The sequence below is a fragment of the Sphingobium xenophagum NBRC 107872 genome (genome assembly GCF_000367345.1).
GTDB lineage: Bacteria > Pseudomonadota > Alphaproteobacteria > Sphingomonadales > Sphingomonadaceae > Sphingobium > Sphingobium xenophagum.
Genome location: NZ_BARE01000002.1, coordinates 136,818 through 160,867 on the forward strand (window position 1 = coordinate 136,818; position 24,050 = coordinate 160,867).

General features: G+C 64.2%; 22 protein-coding genes. 17 read left to right on the forward strand and 5 right to left on the reverse strand.

Annotated elements, in window-relative coordinates; translation table 11 throughout:
• Positions 1–38: 38 nt before the first annotated feature.
• On the forward strand, positions 39–1,067 hold the full coding sequence (gene queA, locus SX1_RS02100; RefSeq protein WP_019051709.1) for a tRNA preQ1(34) S-adenosylmethionine ribosyltransferase-isomerase QueA: 1,029 nt from the start codon (positions 39–41) through the stop codon (positions 1,065–1,067).
• A 44-nt stretch (positions 1,068–1,111) separates the two neighbouring features.
• On the forward strand, positions 1,112–1,690 hold the full coding sequence (locus SX1_RS02105; RefSeq protein WP_019051710.1) for a TetR/AcrR family transcriptional regulator: 579 nt from the start codon (positions 1,112–1,114) through the stop codon (positions 1,688–1,690).
• On the opposite strand, the gene SX1_RS02110 is transcribed toward SX1_RS02105, so the two are convergent.
• On the reverse strand, positions 1,687–2,574 hold the full coding sequence (locus SX1_RS02110) for a LysR family transcriptional regulator (protein ID WP_017184157.1): 888 nt from the start codon (positions 2,572–2,574) through the stop codon (positions 1,687–1,689). The two genes, SX1_RS02105 and SX1_RS02110, sit on opposite strands and share 4 nt — an antisense overlap.
• A gap of 102 nt (positions 2,575–2,676) precedes the next feature.
• Here SX1_RS02110 and SX1_RS02115 point away from each other — a divergent pair, with 102 nt between their 5' ends.
• The 4 genes from SX1_RS02115 to SX1_RS02130 are packed head-to-tail and all read left to right on the forward strand — an operon-like array spanning position 2,677 to position 5,430.
• Entirely contained in the window at positions 2,677–3,786 is a 1,110-nt protein-coding gene (locus SX1_RS02115; protein WP_019051711.1) for an S-(hydroxymethyl)glutathione dehydrogenase/class III alcohol dehydrogenase, read from the forward strand.
• Positions 3,787–3,800: 14 nt separating this feature from the next.
• A complete protein-coding gene (locus SX1_RS02120; protein ID WP_017184159.1) occupies positions 3,801–4,184 on the forward strand; it encodes a VOC family protein in 384 nt (127 codons plus the stop codon).
• A 5-nt stretch (positions 4,185–4,189) separates the two neighbouring features.
• Entirely contained in the window at positions 4,190–5,035 is an 846-nt protein-coding gene (fghA, locus tag SX1_RS02125) for an S-formylglutathione hydrolase (protein ID WP_019051712.1), read from the forward strand.
• The gene (locus SX1_RS02130; RefSeq protein ID WP_019051713.1) at positions 5,032–5,430 is read left to right on the forward strand and encodes a ketosteroid isomerase-related protein; all 399 of its coding nucleotides are present in this window, start codon (positions 5,032–5,034) and stop codon (positions 5,428–5,430) included. Before fghA ends, SX1_RS02130 begins: the two co-directional genes overlap by 4 nt.
• Positions 5,431–5,555: 125 nt before the next feature.
• Here the strand turns inward: SX1_RS02130 and ilvD are convergent, their stop codons facing one another.
• Positions 5,556–7,406, reverse strand: coding sequence for a dihydroxy-acid dehydratase (gene ilvD, locus SX1_RS02135; RefSeq protein WP_019051714.1), 1,851 nt, complete (start codon positions 7,404–7,406; stop codon positions 5,556–5,558).
• 106 nt (positions 7,407–7,512) lie between these two features.
• On the opposite strand from ilvD, the gene SX1_RS02140 reads away from it, so the two are divergent.
• Genes SX1_RS02140 through SX1_RS02150 form a run of 3 tightly spaced genes read left to right on the forward strand, consistent with a single transcriptional unit; the run spans position 7,513 to position 9,979 of the window.
• Complete coding sequence (locus tag SX1_RS02140) at positions 7,513–8,388, forward strand: LysR substrate-binding domain-containing protein (RefSeq protein ID WP_019051715.1); 876 nt, start codon at positions 7,513–7,515, stop codon at positions 8,386–8,388.
• Positions 8,389–8,443: 55 nt separating this feature from the next.
• Positions 8,444–9,250 carry an NUDIX hydrolase gene (locus tag SX1_RS02145; RefSeq protein ID WP_019051716.1) on the forward strand — a complete coding sequence of 269 codons (807 nt, stop codon included), beginning with the start codon at positions 8,444–8,446 and terminating at the stop codon, positions 9,248–9,250.
• Between the two features lie 3 nt (positions 9,251–9,253).
• The gene (locus SX1_RS02150) at positions 9,254–9,979 is read left to right on the forward strand and encodes an extensin-like domain-containing protein (protein ID WP_019051717.1); all 726 of its coding nucleotides are present in this window, start codon (positions 9,254–9,256) and stop codon (positions 9,977–9,979) included.
• Between the two features lie 111 nt (positions 9,980–10,090).
• Here the strand turns inward: SX1_RS02150 and trpE are convergent, their stop codons facing one another.
• Positions 10,091–11,620 (reverse strand): anthranilate synthase component I, encoded by a 1,530-nt coding sequence (gene trpE, locus SX1_RS02155; RefSeq protein ID WP_019051718.1) that lies wholly within the window; start codon positions 11,618–11,620, stop codon positions 10,091–10,093.
• 1 nt (position 11,621) lies between these two features.
• On the reverse strand, positions 11,622–13,574 hold the full coding sequence (locus SX1_RS02160; RefSeq protein WP_019051719.1) for a peptidylprolyl isomerase: 1,953 nt from the start codon (positions 13,572–13,574) through the stop codon (positions 11,622–11,624).
• A gap of 169 nt (positions 13,575–13,743) precedes the next feature.
• Between SX1_RS02160 and tpiA the strand changes: the two genes are divergently transcribed.
• From tpiA to pyrG, 3 genes are all read left to right on the forward strand, one after another.
• Positions 13,744–14,484 (forward strand): triose-phosphate isomerase, encoded by a 741-nt coding sequence (gene tpiA / locus SX1_RS02165; RefSeq protein WP_026149416.1) that lies wholly within the window; start codon positions 13,744–13,746, stop codon positions 14,482–14,484.
• Between the two features lie 185 nt (positions 14,485–14,669).
• The gene (gene secG, locus SX1_RS02170; protein ID WP_017184169.1) at positions 14,670–15,026 is read left to right on the forward strand and encodes a preprotein translocase subunit SecG; all 357 of its coding nucleotides are present in this window, start codon (positions 14,670–14,672) and stop codon (positions 15,024–15,026) included.
• A gap of 90 nt (positions 15,027–15,116) precedes the next feature.
• Positions 15,117–16,748 (forward strand): CTP synthase, encoded by a 1,632-nt coding sequence (gene pyrG, locus SX1_RS02175; RefSeq protein WP_019051721.1) that lies wholly within the window; start codon positions 15,117–15,119, stop codon positions 16,746–16,748.
• Between the two features lie 90 nt (positions 16,749–16,838).
• Here the strand turns inward: pyrG and SX1_RS02180 are convergent, their stop codons facing one another.
• A complete protein-coding gene (locus tag SX1_RS02180; protein WP_019051722.1) occupies positions 16,839–17,975 on the reverse strand; it encodes a PQQ-dependent sugar dehydrogenase in 1,137 nt (378 codons plus the stop codon).
• Between the two features lie 268 nt (positions 17,976–18,243).
• On the opposite strand from SX1_RS02180, the gene rimP reads away from it, so the two are divergent.
• From rimP to infB, 5 genes are all read left to right on the forward strand, one after another.
• On the forward strand, positions 18,244–18,768 hold the full coding sequence (gene rimP / locus SX1_RS02185) for a ribosome maturation protein RimP (RefSeq protein WP_019051723.1): 525 nt from the start codon (positions 18,244–18,246) through the stop codon (positions 18,766–18,768).
• Between the two features lie 11 nt (positions 18,769–18,779).
• Positions 18,780–20,378, forward strand: coding sequence for a transcription termination factor NusA (gene nusA / locus SX1_RS02190; protein WP_017184173.1), 1,599 nt, complete (start codon positions 18,780–18,782; stop codon positions 20,376–20,378).
• Positions 20,379–20,384: 6 nt separating this feature from the next.
• A complete protein-coding gene (locus tag SX1_RS02195; RefSeq protein ID WP_017184174.1) occupies positions 20,385–20,621 on the forward strand; it encodes a tautomerase family protein in 237 nt (78 codons plus the stop codon).
• A 63-nt stretch (positions 20,622–20,684) separates the two neighbouring features.
• A complete protein-coding gene (locus tag SX1_RS02200) occupies positions 20,685–21,398 on the forward strand; it encodes a DUF448 domain-containing protein (protein ID WP_019051724.1) in 714 nt (237 codons plus the stop codon).
• Between the two features lie 10 nt (positions 21,399–21,408).
• Positions 21,409–24,015: a translation initiation factor IF-2 gene (gene infB, locus SX1_RS02205; RefSeq protein ID WP_019051725.1), complete on the forward strand. Its 2,607-nt coding sequence runs from the start codon at positions 21,409–21,411 to the stop codon at positions 24,013–24,015.
• Positions 24,016–24,050: the final 35 nt, after the last annotated feature.

Here is a 24,050-nt window from a genome sequence, read left to right on the forward strand (position 1 = left end):
GAACACCGATAAAGGCTGAACAGGGCAGCGTTTAGACCATGCGCGTAGACCTTTTCGATTTCGACCTGCCGCCGGAGAATATTGCGCTGCGGCCTGCGTCGCCGCGCGATAGTGCGCGCTTGCTGCTGGTGCCGGGCGAGGGCGACTTTGCCGACCTGAGCGTGCGTGACCTGCCCTCGCTGTTGCGGGCGGGCGATGTGCTGGTGTTCAACGATACGCGCGTCATTCCCGCCCAGCTGGAGGGGATGCGCGGCAATGCGCGGATCGGCGCGACGCTGCACAAAAGGCTGGGGCTGCGCCAGTGGCAGGCCTTTTTGCGCAATGCCAAGCGGGTGCGTGACGGTGACCGGATCGATTTCGGCGCGGGGGTCACGGCCATTGCCGGGCCGCGCGACGATGATGGCGGGGTGACGCTGAGCTTCGAGGGCGAGGAGCCGGTGGAGATATTGCTGGAGCGGGCGGGGCGGATGCCATTGCCGCCCTATATCGCCAGCAAGCGTCCGACCGACGAGCGCGACCGGGCCGATTACCAGACGATGTTCGCGCGGGAGGATGGTGCGGTGGCAGCACCCACGGCTGCGCTGCATTTCACCCCGGAATTGATGGCGGCGCTGGCGGAGCGCGGCATCGCGACCGAGACGCTGACGCTGCATGTGGGCGCGGGGACATTCCTGCCGGTCAAGGCGGACGATACCGACGATCATCGGATGCACGCCGAATGGGGCCGGATCGAGGCGGCGACGGCGGAGCGGCTGAATGCCGCGCGGGCAGCGGGCGGGCGGCTGATCGCTGTTGGCACCACCAGCCTGCGCCTGCTGGAAAGCGCGGCGGGCGAGGACGGCATCATCCGTGCCTTTGCCGATGAAACCCGGATTTTCATCACGCCGGGCTATCGGTTCCGGGCGGTCGACGGGTTGATGACCAATTTCCATTTGCCCAAATCAACCCTGTTCATGCTGGTCAGCGCGCTGATGGGGACGGAGCGGATGCGGGCGGCTTATGCCCATGCGATCGGGGCGGGCTATCGTTTCTACAGCTATGGCGATTCGTCGCTGCTGCTGCCGTGACGCCGGGATGATCCGGGGCGGCATTTTGTGCTAGGCCAGCGCGCATGAGCAAGCAGGCGGGAAGCGAGGAAGGCGGGCGGTCCCGGCGCGAGGAGATACTCGCGATCGCGGCGCAGCTGTTCGCGCGCAAGGGCTATCGTGGCACGTCGATGCGCGACATTGGCGAGGCGTCCGGGGTGCTGGGCGGATCGCTCTATCACCATATCAAGTCCAAGGACGCGCTGTTCGTTGAACTGCATAATGGCGCGCTCGATGAAGCGGAGGCGCGGATCGCGGCCGCGGTGGCGGACGTCGCCGATCCGTGGGAGCGGCTGGAAGTGGCGTGCGTCGCGCTGCTGGAGGTGCAGCTGGCACCCGATTCGCTGACGACGCCGATGATGAATGATTTTCGCGAAGTGCCCAACGATGTGCGTATGCAGCTTGTGGCGCGGCGCGACCGTTTCGAGGGGCTGTTCCGGGCGATCGTGGCCGATCTGCCTTTACCGGCGGGGATCGACAGGTCGATTTATCGGAACCTGCTCCTGTCGCAACTCAATGCCGCGGCGGACTGGTTCCGGCCCGGTCGCCTAACCCCGCGCGAGATTGCGGTGCAGGTGGCGCGGCTGTTCCGGCACGAGGGTTAGTCCCGCCGGGCCAGCGCCACGGGCAATTCGCTGCGCAACAGGTCGAGCAGGCCGGTAATCTTGGGCAAGAGGTGGCGGCGCTGGGGATAGACGGCCCAGATCGGTTCATCCTCCATCGCGAAATTGGCGAGCAGCGGCACCAGCGCGCCGGACGCGATATGGGGCAGGACGTAAAATTCGGGCAGCTGGCATATGCCCATGCCTGCGATGGCGGCCTGCGCCACCGCTTCCCCGCTGTTGCAGCGCCAGCGGCCGCGCGGGCGGATGGTTTCGATCCGGCCCCAGGAGCGAAACTGCCAACTGGTCGTGGTGCCTATCAGACAGTCATGATGGGCAAGGTCGGCAATGGCGTTGGGCGTGCCGCGCGCCGCGAGATAGGCGGGGGCGGCGCAGGTATAGAGGGTGCGCGAGGCAATGCGCGTGCCGATCAGGCGGCTATCGGCCAGCGTTCCCGTGCGGATCGCCATGTCATACCCCTCGCCGATCAGGTCCACCAGCCGGTTGGTCAGCTCTATCGTGACAGCGAGTTTGACATAGCGTGCGGCGAATGCGCGGACGATGGGGGCGATGAAGCGCTCCCCCATGGCGGTCGAGCAGGTGATGCGCAGGTCGCCCTGCGGTTCCGCCCCTTCGCTGATCAGCGCAATGGCTTCGTCGCGTTCGGTGACGATGCGGCTACAATGATCGTAGAAGAGGCGGCCCGTGTCGGTCAGCCGGACGGTTCGGGTCGTGCGGTGAAAGAGCGGGCGTTGCACCCGATTTTCCAGCGCGGCGATCGCGCGGCTCATATGGGTGGTGGACAGGCCGAGCGCATCCGCGCCGCCCTTGAAACTGCCCGTGGTCGCCACGGCGACAAATTCGTCTATCCCATCCCAGCCGCGCATGGATTATCCCTGATATGAAATAATGAATTGCAACAATCCCTCCTTATCGCGCGGGTGGGATATTGCTAGGGGCGGAGCCGTATCAGAACAGGAGCTTTCCCCATGAAAACCCGCGCCGCCGTCGCCTTTGAAGCCAAAAAGCCGCTGGAGATTGTCGAGGTCGATCTGGAGGGGCCGAAAGCAGGTGAAGTGCTGGTCGAGATCATGGCGACCGGCATTTGCCATACCGACGCCTACACGCTGGACGGGTTCGACAGCGAGGGCATTTTCCCGTCGATCCTGGGGCATGAAGGCGCGGGCATCGTGCGCGAGGTGGGACCGGGCGTTACCAGCGTGCAGCCGGGCGATCATGTCATCCCGCTCTACACGCCCGAATGTCGCCAGTGCAAAAGCTGCCTCAGTGGCAAGACCAACCTGTGCACCGCGATCCGCGCGACGCAGGGCAAGGGGCTGATGCCCGACGGCACGACGCGCTTTTCCTACAAGGGCCAGCCGATTTTTCACTATATGGGCTGCTCGACCTTCTCCAACTTCACCGTGCTTCCCGAAATCGCGGTGGCAAAGATCCGCGAGGACGCGCCGTTCGACAAGAGCTGTTACATTGGCTGCGGCGTGACCACGGGCGTGGGCGCGGTGGTGAACAGCGCCAAGGTGACGCCGGGGTCCAACGTCATCATCTTCGGCCTGGGCGGCATTGGCCTGAACGTCATTCAGGGCGCGAAGCTGGTCGGCGCGGACATGATCATCGGCGTCGACATCAATGACAGCAAGGAAGAATGGGGCCGCCGTTTCGGCATGACCCACTTCGTCAATCCCAACAAGGTGGAGGGCGACATCGTCCAGCATCTTGTCGCGCTGACCGATGGCGGGGCGGACTATACGTTCGATTGCACCGGCAATACCGGGGTGATGCGCACCGCGCTGGAGGCGTGCCATCGCGGCTGGGGCGAAAGCATCATCATCGGCGTCGCCGAAGCGGGCAAGGAAATCAGCACCCGCCCATTCCAACTGGTCACTGGCCGGGTGTGGAAGGGCAGCGCGTTCGGCGGGGCCAAGGGCCGGACCGATGTGCCCAAGATCGTCGACTGGTATATGAACGGCAAGATCGAGATCGACCCGATGATCACCCATATGCTGAGCCTGGAAGAGATCAACAAGGGGTTCGACCTGATGCATGCGGGCGAGAGCATCCGCAGCGTCGTTGTGTTCTGAACGGAGAGCGATCCATGTTTACCCATGTCTATTTCGGCACCAACGACATTGAAAAGGCGCGCGCCTTCTGGGACGCGACCATGGGGGCGCTGGGCTATGCCGCGGCCCCCTATCCCAATGGCCTGATCTATCCGTCGGCCAGCGGCGCGGTGGTGGTGGCCAAACCCGCCGATGGCGCGCCAGCGACCTCTGCCAACGGCCATACGCTGGGCTTTGCCGCGAAAAGCTATGCCGAGGTGGACGCCTTTCACGACAATGGCGTTGCGGCAGGTGGAACGAGCGAAGGCGCGCCGGGCTTCCGGCCCAATTCGCCCGGCAATATGTATGGCGCCTATCTGCGTGACCCGGACGGTAACAAGATTTGCGCCTATGCGCCCAATGTCGGGCCGAAGGATTGAACGGCATGGAGACCGTTTCGGAAAATCGCGCCTTTGGCGGGGTGCAGGGCGTGTATCGCCATGCATCGGCCAGCACGGGGACGGACATGGTGTTTTCCGTGTTCGTACCGCCGCATGAGTCGGGGGCGAAGCTGCCGGTGGTCTGGTATCTGTCGGGCCTGACCTGCACCCATGCCAATGTAACCGAAAAAGGCGAGTTTCGCGCGATCTGCGCCGAACTGGGGCTGATCTTCGTCGCGCCCGACACGTCGCCACGGGGCGAAGGCGTGGCTGACGATCCCGATGGCGCCTATGATTTCGGGCTGGGCGCCGGTTTTTACGTCGATGCGACCGAGGCGCCCTTTGTGGCGCATTACAAGATGTGGTCCTATGTGACGGAAGAACTGCCCGCGCTGATCGCAGCGGAATTTCCCGCCGACATGGCGCGACAGTCGATCATGGGCCATTCGATGGGCGGGCATGGCGCGCTGACGATCGGGCTGACGCTGGCGGATCGGTTCAAGGCGGTGTCGGCCTTTGCGCCGATCGTCGCGCCAAGCCAGGTGCCATGGGGTCAGAAGGCGCTGTCGGGCTATCTGGGCGATGACAAGGCGGCGTGGCGCAAGCATGATGCGGTCGCGCTGATCGAGGATGGCGCGCGGGTCGATGCATTGCTGGTCGATCAGGGTGGAGCGGACGGGTTTCTGGACAAGGAACTGCGCCCGGACCTGCTGCGCACGGCTTGCGACGCGGCGGGGATCGACCTGACGCTGACGGTGCGGGACGGTTACGACCATAGCTATTATTTCATCTCCACCTTCATGGCGGATCATCTGCGCTGGCATGGGGAAAGATTGGGGCAAGGGGCATGAGCGATAGGATTTTGCGCGACTATTATGCCGCCTTCAATCGCGGGGACAGCGCCGCGATGCTGGCGCTGCTGACCGACGATGTGGTGCATGAACCGAGCCAGGGTGCGGTGCGCAACGGCAAGGCGGCCTTTGCCGAATTTCTGGACCATATGAACCGCTGCTATAGCGAGACGGTGATCGAGCCTGTGTTCCTGACATCGGCCGATGGCACGCGGGCGGCGGCGGAGTTCATGCTGGAGGGCGAATATCTGGTAACCGACGGCGATTTGCCAGCGGCAGCCGGGCAGCGATACCGGCTGCGCGTCGGCGCGTTTTTCGAGATACGCGACGGCAGGATCGCGCGGGTGAGCAACCATTATAATCTGGCGGACTGGCTGGCGCAGGTGGGCGGCTGACACGGCTGGTCCGACGCCCTACCTCTCCCGTTTCCAAACTCCGTTCGCCCTGAGCTTGTCGAAGGGCCGTTCTTCTACTGAAGAAGGACAAGGCTTCGACAGGCTCAGCCCGAACGGAGCTTATTCTATTTCTCGATCTGGCTGACGTCGCGCACTGCGCCCTTGGCGGCGTTGGTGGTCATGGCGGCATAGGCGCGCAGGGCCGGTGAGACGTCGCGTTTGCGGCCAAAGGGCTTCCACGCCTTTGCCCCCATCTTTTCCATTTCGGCGCGGCGTTCGGCCAGCACGGCGTCATCAATGTCCAGCTTGATGACGCGATTGGGAATGTCGATGACGATCGGATCGCCGGTCTGGACCAGCGCGATCAGGCCGCCTTCGGCTGCTTCGGGCGAGACATGGCCGATCGACAGGCCCGACGTGCCGCCCGAAAAGCGGCCGTCGGTGATGAGGGCGCATGCCTTGCCCAGCCCCTTGGATTTCAGATAGCTGGTCGGATAGAGCATTTCCTGCATGCCCGGCCCGCCCTTTGGCCCTTCATAGCGGATGACGACGACGTCGCCGGCCTTGACCTCATTGCCCAAAATGCCCGCGACCGAGGCGTCCTGACTTTCATAGACGCGCGCCGTGCCGTGGAAAGTGAGGATGCTATCGTCCACGCCCGCCGTCTTGACGATGCAGCCTTCGGGCGCAAGGTTGCCATAAAGGACGGCAAGGCCGCCATCCTTGGAGAAGGGATGGTCTGCGGAGCGGATCACGCCCGTTTCGCGGTCCAGGTCCAGCTCTTCCCAGCGGGCCGACTGGCTGAATGCGGTCTGGGTCGGGACGCCGCCGGGTGCCGCGCGGAAGAAGGCGCGGACTTCATCGCTGTTGGTGCGGCCAATGTCCCAGCGGGCGAGCGCTGCGGCCATCGTCGGGGCGTGGACGGTGGGAAGCGAGGTGTCGACCAGCCCGGCGCGCTCCAGTTCGCCCAGTATCGCCATGATGCCACCGGCGCGGTGCACATCCTCCATATGCACGTCCTGCTTGGCGGGCGCGACCTTGCACAGGCAGGGGACGCGGCGCGACAGGCGGTCGATGTCGGCCATGGTGAAATCGACCCCGCCTTCATGGGCGGCGGCCAAAAGGTGAAGCACGGTGTTGGTCGAGCCGCCCATGGCGATGTCCAGGCTCATCGCATTTTCGAACGCGGCGAAGCTGGCAATGGTGCGCGGCAGGGCGGTGGCGTCATCCTGTTCATACCAGCGCTTGGCGAGATCGACGATGACATGGCCCGCTTCACGGAACAGCCGTTCGCGATCGGCATGGGTGGCGAGCGTCGAACCATTGCCGGGCAGCGAGAGGCCGAGCGCTTCGGTCAGGCAGTTCATCGAATTGGCCGTGAACATGCCAGAGCATGACCCGCAGGTGGGGCAGGCGGAGCGTTCGATGGTTTTGACTTCTTCGTCGGTATAGCTTTCGTCCGCAGCGACGACCATGGCGTCGACCAGGTCGAGCGCCACTTCCTTGCCGCGCATCACGACCTTGCCCGCTTCCATCGGCCCGCCGGAAACGAACACGGCGGGAATGTTGAGGCGCATCGCGGCCATCAGCATGCCGGGCGTGATCTTGTCGCAATTGGAGATGCAGACCATCGCGTCGGCGCAATGCGCGTTGACCATATATTCGACGCTGTCGGCGATCAGATCCCGACTGGGGAGCGAATAGAGCATCCCGCCATGACCCATGGCGATGCCGTCATCGACCGCGATGGTGTTGAATTCCTTGGCGACGCCGCCTGCCGCCTCAATCTCGCGGGCGACCAGCTGGCCCAGATCCTTGAGGTGGACATGGCCGGGGACGAACTGGGTGAAGCTGTTGACCACGGCGATGATCGGCTTGCCGAAATCCTCGTCCTTCATGCCCGTCGCGCGCCACAGCCCGCGCGCGCCCGCCATGTTGCGGCCATGGGTGGTGGTTCTGGAGCGATAGGCAGGCATGGTCGATGTCCCTGAAAAGATAATCCTCGCGGGCGGCTCTATACCCGTTGGGATTAGGTGTGAAATATATTATTGATGCCTCATTAGGTCGCAGGATATATGAAACATGGACATCCGCCAGTTGCGGCATTTCGTCATGGTCGCCGAAACGCTGCATTTCGGGCAGGCGGCGGAACGGCTGCATATGACCCAGCCACCGCTCAGCCAGTCGATCCTGATGCTGGAGCGCGAACTGGGCGCGCCGCTGTTCACGCGGACCAAGCGGCGGGTCGCGCTGACCCCGTTCGGGGCGCAATGGCTGGAGCAGGTGCGCCCGGCGATCGCCGCGATCGACGCGCTGCCGGACGCGGCGCGGCGGTTGCGCGAGGGGCGGGCGGGGCATCTGGCGCTCTCCTTCGTCAGCACCGCCGATTATAGCGTACTGCCCGCGCTGGTGCGCCGCTATGCCGCGCTGTTCCCGCAGGTCGAAATCCGCCTGACGGAGGCGACCAGCGACGTGCAGATCCCCGCATTGCTGGCGGGGCAGGCGCATGCGGGCATATTGATCCCGCCTGCTGATGCGCCCTTGCCGCCGGACCTGTGCTATCGCCGCCTGATCCGCGAGCCGCTGGTCACGGCATTGCCGGAGCAATGGGTGGAGGCAGGGGCGATCGATGCGGCGGCGATCGTGTCGCTGCCGCTGATCCTGTTTCCGCGCGCGGTGGCGCCCGCCTTTCACGATCTGGTCACTGGCTATTATGCGGCGCGCGGCGCGCAGGCCAATATCGTGCAGCAGGCGATCCAGATGCAGACGATCATCAGCCTGGTGTCGGCGGGGCTGGGAATAGCGCTGGTTCCGGCTTCGCTGCGCAATCTGGCGCGGGCGGGCGTGGTCTATGCCGATCTTGGCGATCCGCCGATGCTGGAAACCGGGCTGGCGTGGCGGCGGGAGGATGAGACGCCGACATTGCGCCAGTTTCTGGAATTGGCACAAGGGGCATGAGAAGATCGCTGGCGCGGGCTTTACCGGCTGGCATCGCCGGGCGTAGAGCAAGGGCATGACAATGGAAGATGATGCAGGTCGCCCCGCAGCGACGGTAGTGATCGTGCGCGATCGGCCCGATGGGCCGCCCGACATATTGATGATGGAACGGGCATCGACCATGGCCTTTGCCGCGGGCGCGCTGGTCTTTCCCGGCGGCGGGGTGGACGCGCATGACCATGCGCTGGCGGCACGGATCGAGCATGGGCTTGAACAGGATGAGGCCGCGGCGCGGATCGCGGCGATCCGCGAAACGATCGAGGAAAGCGGGCTGGGTGTTGGCCTGATCGGGGGCGTGAACGGGGATCTGAACGGGGAGTTGGCGGGCGCGGTCGACGGGCCGACGGTATTGTCGCTGCGGCAGGGGTTGCTGGCCGGGACGATGCTGGGCGATTTGCTCGACAGCCATGGTCTGACGCTGGCGCTCGATCAGTTGACGCCCTTTGCCCGATGGCATCCGGCGCCGTTTGAAAAGGCGATCCGGGTCTATGACACGCGCTTTTACATCGCGCGCGCGCCCGACGCGCAGGAAGCCGTCGCCGACGCGACGGAGAATGTGCATCTGTTCTGGAGTAGCGCCACCGCCACGCTGGCGCGATGCGATGCGGGGGATGGGCGTATCATCTTTCCCACCCGGCGCAATCTGGAGCGGTTGGCGCTGGCGGGAAGCCATGCCGAGATGATCGCCCATGCCGCTGCCCACCCGGTTGAAAAAGTGCGGCCATGGGTGGAAGATCGCGACGGCGAACAGCATTTATGCATCCCGGATCATCTGGGCTATCCCGTCACATCGGAACCTTTCTGGCAGGTCCGGCGTGGTTAGGGGATGCGTCAAATCCACCTGTTCCTGCGTCACATCCTGTTCTGGGGCGTTTTGCTCTGCCTGATCCTGCTGGCCTATGCCGTGCTACGGCAGCGGCCGCAGGACCTGCCCTGGACAAAGATCGACCTTGATCAGCCGATTGGCCTGTTTACCGGGCGGAAGCTGGCGGCGCTGACGGGGGAGCGGGCGCAATGTCTGGCGCTGCTGGAACAGGCGGGCGTGTCCTATAGCGCGATGGAGCCGGGCGGGTCGGGACAATGCGTCTATGATGATGCCGTACGGCTGAAAGCCGAACGCGGGGCGCTGGCCTACGCCCCGGCGGCGGTCGCGCCTTCCTGCCCGGTGGTGGCCGCGCTCAAGCTATGGGAGTGGCAGGTGGTCCAGCCTGCCGCGCAGCGCATCTATGGCCAGCCGGTCGCTTCGCTGCGGCATTTTGGCAGCTATAGCTGTCGACGGATGTACGGGCGCAGCGCTGGCGATTTCAGCGAACATGCGACCGCCGATGCGATCGACATCGCTGCCTTTGTCCTGGCGGATGGGCGGCAGATAAGCGTGCTGAACGATTGGGACGGCAAGGCCAGGGACGCCGAGTTTCTCCGCGCGGTGCGGGACGGGGCGTGCGACCTGTTTTCGACCGTGCTGTCGCCTGATTATAACAAGGCGCACCGCGATCATTTCCATCTGGATCAGGCGGAACGCGGCGCGACCGGGTGGCGGGCGTGCCGGTGACATTGCTCCGCTAAATACGTCATGCCAGTGAAGGCTGGTATCCCATTTTTCTTTTCGGCGCTTGAGCAAAAGAAGGGAGATCCCAGCTTTCGCTGGGATGACGAGAGGATTTTACTGCCCGAAGCCGCTTTCGCGCGCCAAGGCCACCGCCTCGCGCGCTGCCGCCAGTAGCGCGCCGCTCTTGGCTTCGCATTCGCGCTGTTCATATTCGGGGGTGGAATCGGCGACGATCCCGGCCCCGGCCTGCACATGCATGACGCCGTCTTTCAACACGGCGGTGCGCAGGACGATGCAGCTGTCCATATTGCCGTCCGGGCTGAAATAGCCGACGCCACCGGCATAGGCGCCGCGTGTTTCAGGTTCCAGTTCGGCAATGATCTCGCACGCGCGGACCTTGGGCGCGCCCGATACGGTGCCCGCCGGGAATCCTGCAAACAGCGCGTCGATCGCGTCCTTGTCCGGCGCCAGCTGGCCAACGACGTTGGAAACGATGTGCATGACATGGCTGTAGAATTCGACGGTGTAGCTGTCGGTCACGGTCACGCTGCCCGCCGTTGCGACACGGCCGACATCGTTGCGGCCAAGGTCCAGCAGCATCAGATGTTCGGCCCGTTCCTTTGGATCGGACAACAGGCTTTCGCGGTTGGCGGCGTCCTCCACGGCGTTTTTGCCCCGCGGGCGGGTGCCTGCGATCGGGCGGATCGTGACTTCGCCATTACGGGCGCGAACCAATATTTCCGGCGACGATCCGATCAGCGCAAAGCCGGGCAGGTCGAGATAATAAAGGAAGGGCGATGGATTGATCCGCCGCAGCGCGCGATAGAGAGCGATCGGCGGCAGGCTGAACGGGCTGGTGAAACGCTGCGCCAGCACGACCTGAAAAATATCGCCCGCGACGATATAGTCCTTGGCCCTGGTCACCATGGCGGCATAGCGGCCAGGCTCCAGAACCGGGGTTACCGCGATGTCGGCCATGTCTGCCGGGGCGGGGGTGGCGGGCAGCGGAGCGGCGAGGCGCGCAGCGGTCGCGTCGATCCGTTCGAGCGCGGCGTCGATCGCCCGATCAGCAGCGCCTTCGGCATCGGTAAAGCTGCCCTTCCACACCGGCGCGACCAGATAGAGGGCGTCGGCCAGCCGGTCGAATATCAGGATCACGGTCGGGCGCACGAACAGCATGTCGGGCAGGGCGATGGGATTGGGCGCGGGGCGGGGCAGCTTTTCGACCAGCCCGACCGTCTCATAGCCGAAATAGCCGACAAGGCAGGCGAGCGCGGCGGGCAGGGCGGGATCAAGTTCCGCGCGGCATTCGGCGACCAGCGCCCGCAACGCCGTCAGCGCGTCGGCCTCCAGCGGCTCGAACGCAGTGCGGTCGGTCGCCCATTGGCGGTTGATCTGCGCCTTGTCGCCATCGGCGCGGAACAGGAGGTCGGGGGCGAGGCCGATCAGACTGTGGCGACCGCGCACCGCGCCACCCTCCACCGATTCAAGCAGGAAGTCGCCGCGATCCGCCTCGAACAATTTGAGCGCGGCGGAAATGGGCGTGTCGGTGTCGGCAATCTGACGCCGCCACACCAGCGCCGATTCGCCCCGCGCCAGCGCCGCGCGCGCGAAAGCGATGCCGTCCCCGCCCGTTGCGCCCATATTATTGGCCGCCGCTATTGGTGGCGGTCAGCGCCGTGCGGGCTTCTGCCACAGATTTGGCATTGCGGGTCACGCCCAACTCTTTTTCGACCGCGCGCTCGAACTGCTGGCCATATTCCTGGCCGACGACTTCGCTCAGCTGATCGCGTACCTGTTTCAGCAGTTCAGGCTGATCCTTGGCATCGCCGCGCTGAATGGCGTTCAGCTGGACGACAAACTGACCGCGATCCTGACCGATCGGCAGGGTCTTGACCGTGTTGGGGGCCATCGAGAAGAGAATGGCGACTTCCGCGGGGGGACGCTGTTCACCGCGCATGATGTCGGCGCGGCGGCCGCCCAGCACCTGCGGCGCGGGCAGCTTGACGCCGACAGCGGCGACGGCATCGGCCAGTTTCATGCCCTTGGCGACCTTGGCACGAATCTCCTCGGCGACCTTCTTGGCTTTCTCATTCCCCTGATTGAGCTGGTATTGCGCCTGCACCAGCGCCTTGACCTTCGCCAGCGGCGGCGGCGCGGCGGCGACAATGTCAGTGGGGGCGATGAGCGCATAGCGCTTGTCCGGGGTGATCGGCACCAGCTGCGCGTCGTCATCCGCGCTCATGGCGAAGGCAGGCGCGATCAGCGGTTGCAGGTCGGGGGAGGGGACATAGGCCGAATCCTCGACCTGCTTGCCGGTGGCGAGCAGCAGCGGGCTGGTTTCGAGTTTCAGGCCATTATCCTTGGCCACTTCATCGAAGGTGCCGCCATCGGCAATCTGATCCTCCAGCTTGCCGGTCAGTTCGGTGAGCAGCGCCTTTTCCTTCTGCGCGCGCAATGTCTCGACAATCTCGCTGCGTACCGCGGCAAGCGGACGGGCCGGGGTTTGCGTGATTGCGGTGACGCGCAGCACGATCCAGCCAAGCGGTCCACGCACGGGACCGACAATGTCGCCCTGCCTGGCGGCAAAGGCGGCATCGGCAACCGCCTTGCCCGCCGACCCGGTGAGGGCGGCCTGGCTCTGATCGGTCAGCGTCAGCGCCTCAAGGCCGGCATCCTTTGCGGCGGCGGACAGCGCGGTGCCGCCCTTCACCTTGTCGGCGATCGCCTTGGCACCGGCCTGCGTCGGCAGCACCAGCTGTTCGACGCTGCGGTTTTGCTTGGCGGCATAGGCGGCCTTGTTCTGATTATAGGCGGCGGCGATTTCCGCGTCGCTGGGCTGCGATGCCTGCGCGAACCGCTGGGCGTCGATCACTGCATAGCGGATGCGGCGCTGTTCGGGGATGGTGAAGCGGTCCGCGTTGCGCTTGTAATAATCGGCCAGTTGCGCGTCGGTCGGCACCTTGTCGTCCAGAAAGGCGACCGCCGGGATCGCGGCGATCGTGCCCTGCCGCGCTTCCAGCAGCAGCGATGCGTAAGGCAGCACCAGCGAGTCGGAGAGCTTGACGCCAAGGCCCACCGGACCCAGCAACTGACGCTCCAGAATTTCGCGGCTGATGTCATCGCGCAAGGCCTGTTCGGTGATGCGTTCGCGGATCAGCAGCGAACGGAAATTATCCTGGCTGAAATTGCCCGCCGCGTCCTGAAAGGCGGGGATCTGTGCAATCTGGGCATCCACCAGCCGCTTGGAAATATGCACGCCCTGATCGTCGGCAAAGGCGCGCAGCGTCAGCGATGCGACCAACTGGTCGAACACCTGTGTCGCGCCGCCCTGCGCAAAGAATTCGCCGATCGTCAAAGCGGGATTGGACCTGCGGGCATTTTCATAGACGCGCTGGATGCGATCCTGCACTTCGCTTTGCGACAGGCTGTGGCCGCCAGCCTTGGCCGCCGTGCCGCCACTGCCGCGCAGGGTACTGCCGAACTGGCCGTTGGACAGGTCGCCCAGGATGAAGGCGCCGGCGATGACCGCCAGGAAGAGGATCGCAAAGACCGCGCCGAACCTGGAGCGAATGAAGCGGCGAAAGACAGCAAGCATGAAAATGTCCGAACAGCGGGCGTGATGGCGGTCGCTTTAAGGCGGTATAGGCGCGGCGGCAAGCGCCCACGGTCATGCAATGTCTGGCGCAGCCAGTCTGGACAAATGCACCCGCCCCGTTCATCGCGACCACGCGTGCAGCAAAAACAAATATGGGGAAATATAATCCATGAAAAGGCGTAAACTTGTCGTCGGCAACTGGAAGATGAACGGCCTTAAGGCGCATCTGGGCGAAGTCGAAGCGATTGGCGGCATCGCGGCCAATCATCAGGGGGTGGATGTTGGACTATGCGTGCCAGCGACTTTGATCGCGGCCGCGGCGCAGGTTCGGGGCGGAGCCTTTATCGGGGCGCAGGATTGCCACATGAACGCCAGCGGCGCCCATACCGGTTGCCTGTCCGGCGCGATGCTGGCCGAAGCGGGGGCCGGCTGGACAATCGTTGGTCATAGCGAGCGGCGGCAGGACCAGGGCGAGAGCGATGCCGATGTCGCGGCCAAGGCGCTGGCGGCAAAGGCGGCGGGCCTGAAGGTGATATTGTGCGTGGGTGAAAGCCTGGACGTACGCGACGCGGGCGACGCTGAAGCGGTCGTTTCGGCGCAGTTGCTGGCGTCGCTGCCAGAAGGCGCGGCGGCCGACTGGCTGGCGATCGCCTATGAACCCATCTGGGCGATCGGCACCGGGCGGATACCGACGATGGAAGCGGTCGACGCGATGCACCGGGCGTTGCGGGATGCGCTGGCCAGCCGGATCGGCGACGAGGCAGCGGGGATGCGTATTCTCTATGGCGGATCGATGAACGGTGACAATGCCGCGGAATTGATGGGAATCGCCGATGTCGATGGCGGGCTGGTCGGCGGGGCCAGCCTGACGGCGGACAAGTTCGCGCCGATCATTGCGGCGGCTGATTAATCCCAACCTCCGTTCGTTTCGAGCGAAGTCGAGAAATGCTGGCGCTATTTGTGCGGCTTCTCGACTGCGCTCGAAGCGAACGGATGGTGTGTTAAGCCAAAGACGCCACGCGCAATGGTTGCCCCCGCGACGCTTCGTCGCTATGTGCGCGGCAACATATCCCATTTCCGGACAGAACCCGTCGCATGTTCACTTTTCTTCTCGTCGTGCAGGCGATCATCGCCGCCCTGCTGGTTACCGTCATCCTGATGCAAAAGTCGGAAGGCGGCGGGCTGGGCGTTGGCGGTAGCCCGGCGGGCTTCATGTCGGCGCGCGGCGCGGCGGATTTCCTGACGCGATCGACCACGGTGCTGGCGACGATCTTCGTCACTTTGTCCATCGTCATGGCGGTGATCGCGTCGGTGCGTCATGCGCCCAGCGACATCGACACGTCGCTGGTCAAGCAGGCGCCGGTCACGCAGAACGCGCCGGCCACCAGCGCCGATCCGCTGGCGGGTGCGGCGAATGCGGCTGGCAACAGCGCCGTTCCGCTCGCCAACTAACCCGTTCACCGACATTTCCAATATTTTTTGAGCGCGCGTGGATTCGCGCGCTTGCTCTTTGTTGTTCTGAAAGGCTAGGCCTCTTCTCCCATGACGCGGTATATTTTCATCACCGGCGGCGTGGTCTCCTCGCTTGGTAAAGGCCTGATGGCTGCATCCCTGGCAGCGCTGTTGCAGGCGCGGGGCTATCGCGTGCGAATCCGCAAGTTCGATCCCTATCTGAACGTCGATCCGGGCACGATGTCGCCCTATCAGCATGGCGAAGTCTATGTGACCGACGACGGGGCGGAGACTGACCTGGATCTGGGCCATTATGAGCGCTTTACCGGCGTTTCCGCGCGCCAGAGCGACAATGTGACGCAGGGGCGCGTCTATCAGACGATCATCACCAAGGAACGGCGCGGCGACTATCTGGGCGCGACGGTGCAGGTCATTCCGCACGTCACCGACGAGATTAAGGCGTTCGCGCTGGCCGATACCGACGATATTGATTTCGTGCTGTGCGAGATTGGCGGCACGGTGGGCGACATCGAATCGCTGCCTTTCATGGAGGCGATTCGCCAGCTGCATAATGATCTCGACCGGGGCCAGTCGATCTTCGTCCATGTGACGCTGGTGCCCTATATTGCGGCGGCAGGTGAGCTCAAGACCAAGCCGACCCAGCATAGCGTGCGCGAACTGACGTCGCTGGGCATCCAGCCCGACATTTTGCTGTGCCGCTGCGAGCAGCCTTTGCCCGAAGGCGAACGGCGCAAGATCGCGCTGTTCTGCAATGTGCGGCCCGAAGCCGTCATTCCCGCGCTCGACGCCAGCAGCATCTATGCGGTGCCCGCACAATATCATGCCGAAGGTCTGGACGCCGAAGTGCTGCGCGCCTTTGGCATCGAAGGGTCGCCGATGCCGTCGCTGGAGCGGTGGGACGACATCATGGACCGGCAGCAGAATCCGGAAGGCGAGGTCACGATCGGCGTGGTCGGCAAATATGTCGGCCTGCCCGACGCCTACAAATCGCTGCACGAGGCGCTGACCCATGGCGGTTTTGCCAATCGGGTGAAGGTGAAGATCAAGTGGATCGACGCCGAACTGTTTGAGAAGGGCGACGATGTCGCCGCGTTCCTGGAACCCATGCACGGCATTCTGGTCCCCGGCGGCTTTGGCGTACGCGGGTCGGAAGGCAAGATCGCCAGCGTCAAGTTCGCGCGTGAACGCAATGTGCCATTTTTCGGCATTTGCCTGGGGATGCAGATGGCCTGCATCGAGGGTGCGCGCAATACGGCGGGCATAGCGGATGCTTCGACCACCGAATTTGGCGAAACGTCGGAGCCGGTCGTCGGCCTCATCACCGAATGGATGAGCGCGGAAGGCTTGCAGAAGCGCACCGCCGAAACCGATCTGGGCGGCACGATGCGGCTGGGCGCCTATCCCGCGAAACTGACCGGCAACAGCGTGGTCGCGGGCATTTATGGCGCGGACGAGATCAGCGAGCGGCATCGCCATCGCTATGAGGTCAATGCCGGCTATCGCGAGCGGCTGGAAAAGGGCGGGCTGATTTTTTCCGGCATGTCGCCCGACGGCACGCTGCCCGAAATCGTCGAACGGCCTGACCATCCCTGGTTTGTCGGCGTGCAGTTCCACCCGGAACTCAAGAGCAAACCGTTCGACCCGCACCCGCTGTTCGCCAGTTTCATCGAAGCGGCGGTCAAGCAGAGCCGGTTGGTGTAAACCGATTATCCGTTCGCTTCGAGCGTAGTCGAGAAGCCTACAGCGTCGCGCTTGGCGTTTCTCGACTACGCTCGAAACGAACGGCTGAAACTACCCCGCAGGCGTCAGTTTCAGCATCCGGCCCTGCGATCCCCGGTCGCCATCCTCCAGCAGCCATAGCGCGCCGTCCGGCCCCTGTTCCACTTCGCGGATGCGGGCGCCCATGTTCCATTGGTCCGCCTTGGCAGCGCTATCGCCGTCCAGCTTCACGCGGACCAGGCTCTGGCTCGACAGGCCGCCGATGAAGAGGCTGTTCTTCCATTGCGGGAAAAGGTCGCCGGTATAATAGAGCAGCCCGGCCGGTGAGATGACAGGGTTCCAGCTGACTTTGGGCGCTTCAAATCCATCGCCCGGTGCATGGTCGGGAATCGGCTTGCCATCATAATGGTCGCCGTTCGACACTTTGGGATAGCCATAGTTGAGGCCCGGTTTGACGAGGTTCACTTCGTCCCCGCCCTTTGGTCCCATTTCCTGTTCCCACAGGCGGCCATCCTTGTCGAAGGCGATGCCGAGCAGGTTGCGATGGCCATAGGACCAGATCGCCGGGTTAAACCCCTGCGCGGCCAGCGGATTGCCCGCCGCGGGCGTGCCGTCCAGATTGAGGCGCAACACCTTGCCCAGCGTTGCCTTGGGGTCTTGGGCGGGATCGAATTTCTGCCGCTCGCCATTGGTGAAGAAGAGATATTTGCCGTCCGGCGAAAAGGCGATGCGGCCCGAATAATGGCCATTGCCATCGACATAGGGGCTGGCGCGGAAAATGACATGAACGCCGTCCAGCCGGGTCGTCCCGTCGCTGGCCTGGGCAAAGGCGCCCTTGGCCAGCGCCACGCCCTTCACCCCGTCGCGGCTTTCGGAAAAGCTGAAATAGACCATCTTGTCCTGCGCGAAATGGGGGGAGAGGACGACGTCCATCAGCGCGCCCTGACCAGCGCTGTCGACGGCGGGGATGCCCGCGACCGGAATTTTGGTGCCGTTTTTCGGATCGAACAGGATCATCTCGCCCGCCTTCTCCGTCACCAGCGCGCGTCCGTCGGGCAGGAAGGTCATGGCCCAGGGGGCGTCGAAGTCGGCGATGGTCGCGACCTTGAACGGCTTGTCCGGCGTGGCGGCATTCTGGCCGGTGGCATTGTCGGCCGAACAGGCAATGAGGATAAGGGGCAGGGTAGCGAGCGTAACAGACTTCATCATATGGTCTCCGTTCGCCCCCCGATCAAGCCGGGGGCAGGCTCTGAGCGAAGTCGAAGGGCTATGCTGAGCATGGCGAAGCACCTCTCTTCGTTCGGTGGAGGGCTTCGACTTCGCTCAGCCCGAACGGTTAGAATACAGCAGAACGAATAATGTTGCAGATTATCGGCGGCCTGCCTATATGACGCCTGCTTCCTTACATCGTCAAACATGTCAGGGTCGCAGGCACACCGCCTGCGGCAGCGGCGGGTTTATATAGTCTGGAGATTGCATGGCGGACATCGCCGCACTGACTGCGCTGATCGAACCGGAGGTGAAGGCTTTGGGCTTTGACCTTGTGCGGGTGAAGCTGTTTGGGCAGGGCGATGAGCGCACGCTTCAGATCATGGCCGAGCGTCGGGAAACGCGGCAGCTGGTGATCGACGATTGCATGACGATCTCGCGCCGCCTGTCGGACCTGTTCGATGAGGTTGACCCGATCGAGGAAGCCTATCGGCTGGAGGTCAGTTCGCCGGGGATCGACCGTCCGCTCACCCGCCTGCACGATTTTGTCGAATGGGGCGGGTTCGAAGCGCGGATCACGGTGACCGAGCCGATCGACAATCGCAAGACGTTCAAGGGCGTGCTTGGCCCGGTCGAGGGCGAGAATATCGGGTTCAAGGATACCAAGGTCGGGCATGTCGTCATCCCCTTTGGCCTGATCGACACTGCCAAGCTGGTGCTGACGGACGCGCTGATTAATGCTACCATGCCGCTCTCTGCCGAGGGTGCGGACGATATCGAAACCGAAGGATAAGGGTTCTTTCCATGGCCAACGCCATTTCCGCCAACCGGGCCGAACTGATCGCCATCGCCAATTCGGTGGCCAGCGAAAAGATGATCGACAAGGCGATCGTCATCGAGGCGATGGAGGACGCGATCCAGCGCGCTGCGCGGGCGCGTTACGGCGCCGAGAATGATATTCGCGCCAAGCTGGACCCCGACAGCGGCGACCTGCGCCTGTGGCGCGTCGTCGAAGTGGTCGATGTGGTCGAGGATTATTTCAAGCAGGTCGACATCAAGGCCGCGCAAAAGTTGCAGAAGGGCGCAGTCGTCGGCGATTTCATCGTCGATCCGCTGCCCCCCATCGACCTGGGCCGCATCGACGCCCAGTCGGCCAAGCAGGTGATCTTCCAGAAGGTCCGCGATGCCGAGCGCGAGCGTCAGTATGAGGAATTCAAGGACCGCGTGGGTGAAATCATCACCGGCGTCGTGAAATCGGTCGAGTTCGGCCATGTCGTCGTTAATCTGGGCCGGGCCGAAGGCGTCATCCGCCGCGACCAGCAGATCCCGCGCGAAGTCGTCCGCGTTGGCGATCGCATCCGGTCGGTCGTGCTGAACGTGCGCCGCGAAAATCGCGGGCCGCAGATTTTCCTGTCCCGCGCGCACCCCGAATTCATGAAAAAGCTGTTCGCGCAGGAAGTGCCCGAAATCTATGATGGCGTCATCACCATCATGGCCGCCGCGCGCGATCCGGGCAGCCGCGCCAAGATCGGCGTGATCAGCCGCGATTCGAGCATCGACCCGGTCGGCGCCTGCGTCGGCATGAAGGGCAGCCGCGTGCAGGCGGTCGTGCAGGAAATGCAGGGCGAAAAGATCGACATCATCCCCTGGTCGGAAGATACGGCAACCTTCGTCGTCAATGCGCTTCAGCCCGCCCAGGTCAGCCGCGTTCTGATCGACGAGGAAGAAGAGCGGATCGAAGTCGTCGTTCCCGACGATCAGCTGTCGCTCGCCATCGGTCGTCGCGGCCAGAATGTCCGCCTCGCCAGCCAGCTAACCGGCAAGGCGATCGACATCATGACCGAAGCCGACGCCAGCGAGAAGCGGCAGAAGGAATTCGTCACCCGGTCCGAAATGTTCCAGAACGAACTGGACGTGGACGAGACGCTGTCGCAGCTGCTGGTGGCCGAGGGCTTTGGCGAGCTGGAAGAAGTCGCCTATGTCAGCATCGACGAACTAGCCTCGATCGAAGGCTTTGACGATGATCTGGCGGGCGAATTGCAGAGCCGCGCGCTTGAGGCGCTGGAGCGGCGTGAAGCAGCGTCGCGGGAAGAACGGCAGGCTCTGGGCGTCGAGGATGCCCTGGCCGACATGCCGCACCTTACCGAAGCGATGCTGGTGACGCTGGGCAAGGCGGGCATCAAGACGCTCGACGATCTGGCAGACCTTGCCACCGACGAACTGGTGCAGAAGAAGCGCGTCGACCAGCGCCGCCGCAAGACCGAAAGCGCCGAGGACAAGGGTGGCATTTTGGCCGCCTATGGCCTGTCGGACGAGCAGGGCAATGAGATCATCATGGCCGCCCGCGCGCATTGGTTTGAAGATGACGCATCCGCGTCGGGGCTCGAGAACGAGGAAGCCTGATCCGCCATGCCGTTCGTTGATATCCGTCTGGCCGGTAGCGTCACGCGCGAGCAGAAAGCCGCGCTGGTCGCCGACATCACCCAGTCGCTCGTTGAGCGGCTGGGGAAGCCGGCGGCTGCCGTGCAGATCAATATCACCGAACTGAGCCTGGAAAATTACGCGGCGGGCGGGCAGCTTTTGGCCGACCGCGCACCAGCGCCCTCTCATAGGGAGGACGCCATTGCTGCGGACACTCCCCGATGAGCGTTTAGGCCTATCCAATAGCGTTGGGGTTGCCAGTCCATCCGTTTTCGCGGAGGGGCACGCATGACCGAACGCAAATGCATATTGACCGGCGACCGCGCCGACCCTGAAACGCTGATCCGCCTGGCGATCGGCCCGGACGGGCAGGTGCTGCCCGACGTCCGCGCCAAGGCGCCGGGGCGGGGCGCCTGGATTGGCGTCAGCCGGGCCGAGCTGGAAACCGCGCTCGCCAAGGGCAAGCTCAAGGGCGCGATCGCGCGTTCCTTCAAGGACGGGGCGCTTCAGATCGAGGCGGACCTGCCCGAACGGATCGAACAGGCGTTGCGGCAGGATTTGCTCAGCCGTCTGGGGCTGGAAGCGCGCGCCTCCATGCTGCTCACAGGTTCGGAAAAAATCGATACCGCGTGCCGCAAGGGGCTGGTCAAATTGCTGCTCCATGCCGCCGATGCGGCGGCCGATGGCAATCGCAAGCTGGACCAGGCGCTGCGCGTCGGGCAGGAAGCGGAAGGCAGCGATCTTGCAGGTATCGTCTTGCCTGTGGACCGCGAGGCCCTATCTATGGCAATGGGGCGCGATAATGTCGTCCATGTTGCGGTGACCGACTCGCGCGCGGCATTGCGCCTGCGTGCGGCCCTGGGCCGCTTGGAAAGCTATCTGGGTTGCGTTATCGAGGCGCCCGCGCAGGCGGAGGAGCGATCCTCCGCTGCGCAGGGTGCCGAGATTGCATGGAATGATGCGTCGGTGCCTGCACCGGCCGGTGATGAAGTGAAGGGTTAAGTTCAGTCGTATGAGTGACAGCAAGGAAGACAAGCCGGTTCTGGGCCGCAAGCCGCTGGGCATCAAGCGGACCGTGGAATCCGGCCAGGTGCAGCAGCAGTTCAGCCATGGCCGCAAGAATACGGTCGTGGTTGAGGTGAAGCGGCGCCGCGTCCTGGGCAAGCCGGGCGAAGCCGCCGGCGCTGCGCCCGCTGCTGCGCCACAGGCCGATCCGGTGCCCGCCGCTCCCGCGCCCGCAGCGCCCCGTCCCGCCGCCCCGCCGCCGCAGCAGCAGCGCGCGCCGCAGCCTGCCCCCGCGCGCCAGTCGCCGCCGCAAAGCCTGATGTCGCGTCAGGAATTGCAGGCCAAGCTGCTGCGCGAAGCAGAAGAAGCGCGCATGAATGCGCTGGAGGAAGCGCGCCGTCGTGAAGCGGCCGAGCGCATAGCGGCGGCCGAGGATGAAAAGCGCCGGGCCGAGGAAAATCGCCAGGCTGCCGAAGCTGCCGCGTCCGCGCCTGCTGTCGAAGAAGCCAAGGCTCCCGAAGCGGCGCCCGCAGCCGAAGCACCCGCCGCCGCTGCGCCGCAGGACAGCGCCGCCGCGCCCGAAGCGGCTGCGCCGACGGACGAGCAGCCTGCAGCCACCACTGCCGCGCCGCCGCCGCCGCGTCGCTTCACCCCGGTCACCCCGATCAAGCGGCCCGAACCGACCAAGCCCGAACGGGCGAAGAAGGGTGAGGATAATCGTCGCCAGGCTGGCAAGCTGACCGTCACCAAGGCGCTGGCCGATGACGACAGCGCCCGCGCGCGCAGCCTCGCCGCGCTCAAGCGCGCGCGTGAAAAGGAACGCCGCGCCCATTATGCCGGTGGCTCCAAGACGCGCGAAAAGCAGTCGCGCGACGTGGTGGTGCCAGAAGTCATCACCGTGCAGGAACTGGCCAACCGTATGGCCGAAAAGGGCGCGGACCTGGTCAAGTCGCTGTTCAAGATGGGGCAGGCGGTCACGCTCAACCAGTCGATCGATCAGGATACCGCCGAACTGCTGGTTGAGGAATTTGGCCACCGCATCCAGCGCGTGTCCGAAGCCGACGTCGAAATCGGCATCGAAGGCGATGTCGATCCGGTCGAATCGCTCAAGGTGCGCGCGCCTGTCGTGACGATCATGGGCCATGTCGACCATGGCAAGACCAGCCTGCTCGACGCGCTGCGCGGGACCGATGTGGTCGCGGGCGAAAGCGGCGGCATCACCCAGCATATTGGCGCCTATCAGGTGACGACCAAGGGCGGCGACATCATCACCTTCCTCGACACGCCGGGCCATGAGGCTTTTTCGGAAATGCGCGCACGCGGTGCGAACGTGACCGACATCGTCATTCTGGTGGTGGCGGCCGACGACGGGCTGATGCCGCAGACGATCGAGGCGATCAATCATACCAAGGCGGCCGGCGTGCCGATGATCGTGGCGATCAACAAGTGCGACAAGCCCGAAGCCAACCCGCAAAAGGTGCGTGAGCGCCTGCTCGAACATGAAATCGTGGTCGAGGATATGGGCGGCGACGTGCAGGACGTGCAGGTATCCGCGCTCAAGAAGACCGGGCTGGACGAACTGATCGAGAAGATCCTGCTCCAGGCCGAGCTCATGGAACTGACCGCCAACCCCGATCGCGCCGCCGAAGGCAATGTGATCGAGGCGCAGCTGGACAAGGGCCGTGGCGCTGTCGCCACCGTGCTGGTGCGTCGCGGTACGCTCAAGGTCGGCGACACGTTCGTCATCGGTGCGGAAAGCGGCAAGGTGCGTGCGCTGGTCAATGACAAGGGCCAGCAGGTAAAGTCCGCCGGTCCTTCGGTCCCGGTCGAGGTGCTGGGCCTGTCTGGCGTGCCGATGGCGGGCGACCAGATGACGGTCGTGGAGAATGAAGCGCGCGCCCGTGAGGTGGCCGCCTATCGTCAGGAACAGATCACCCGCAAGCGCACCGCGTCGGTGCCGACGAACTTTGAAAATATGTTCTCGGCATTGAGCACGAAGGTCATCGAATATCCGGTGGTCATCCGTGGCGACGTGCAGGGTTCGGTCGAAGCGATCGTCAATGCGCTGAACCGCATTTCGACCGACGAGATCAAGGTGCGTATCCTGAGCTCCGGCGTCGGCGCGATCACCGAAAGCGACGTTACGCTGGCGTCGGCCAGCCGCGCGCCGCTGATCGGTTTCAACGTCCGTCCCAATGCCAAGGCACGTCCTCTGGCGATCCGCGAGAAAATCTCGCTGCGCTATTATGACGTGATCTACGACCTGCTCGAAGAAGTGCGCAATGAAATGGCGGGTCAGCTGGCCCCCGAACGCATCGAAACGATCGTGGGTCGCGCCGAAGTGTTGCAGGTGTTCCCTGCGGGCAAGAAGGACAAGGCGGCCGGGCTTCTGGTCAAGGAAGGCGTCATCCGCAAGGGGCTCAATGCGCGCCTTACCCGCGACGATGTCATCGTGTCCAGGACGGTCATCCACTCGCTGCGCCGCTTCAAGGACGATGTGTCCGAAGTGCGCGCCGGCATGGAATGCGGCGCCGTGTTGCAGGACACCAACGACATCAAGCCGGGCGATACGCTCGAACTGTTCGAGGTCGAGGAACGCGTCCGCACGCTGTGATAGGAAAGACATGGCCCCGGCTTTGGTCGGGGCCA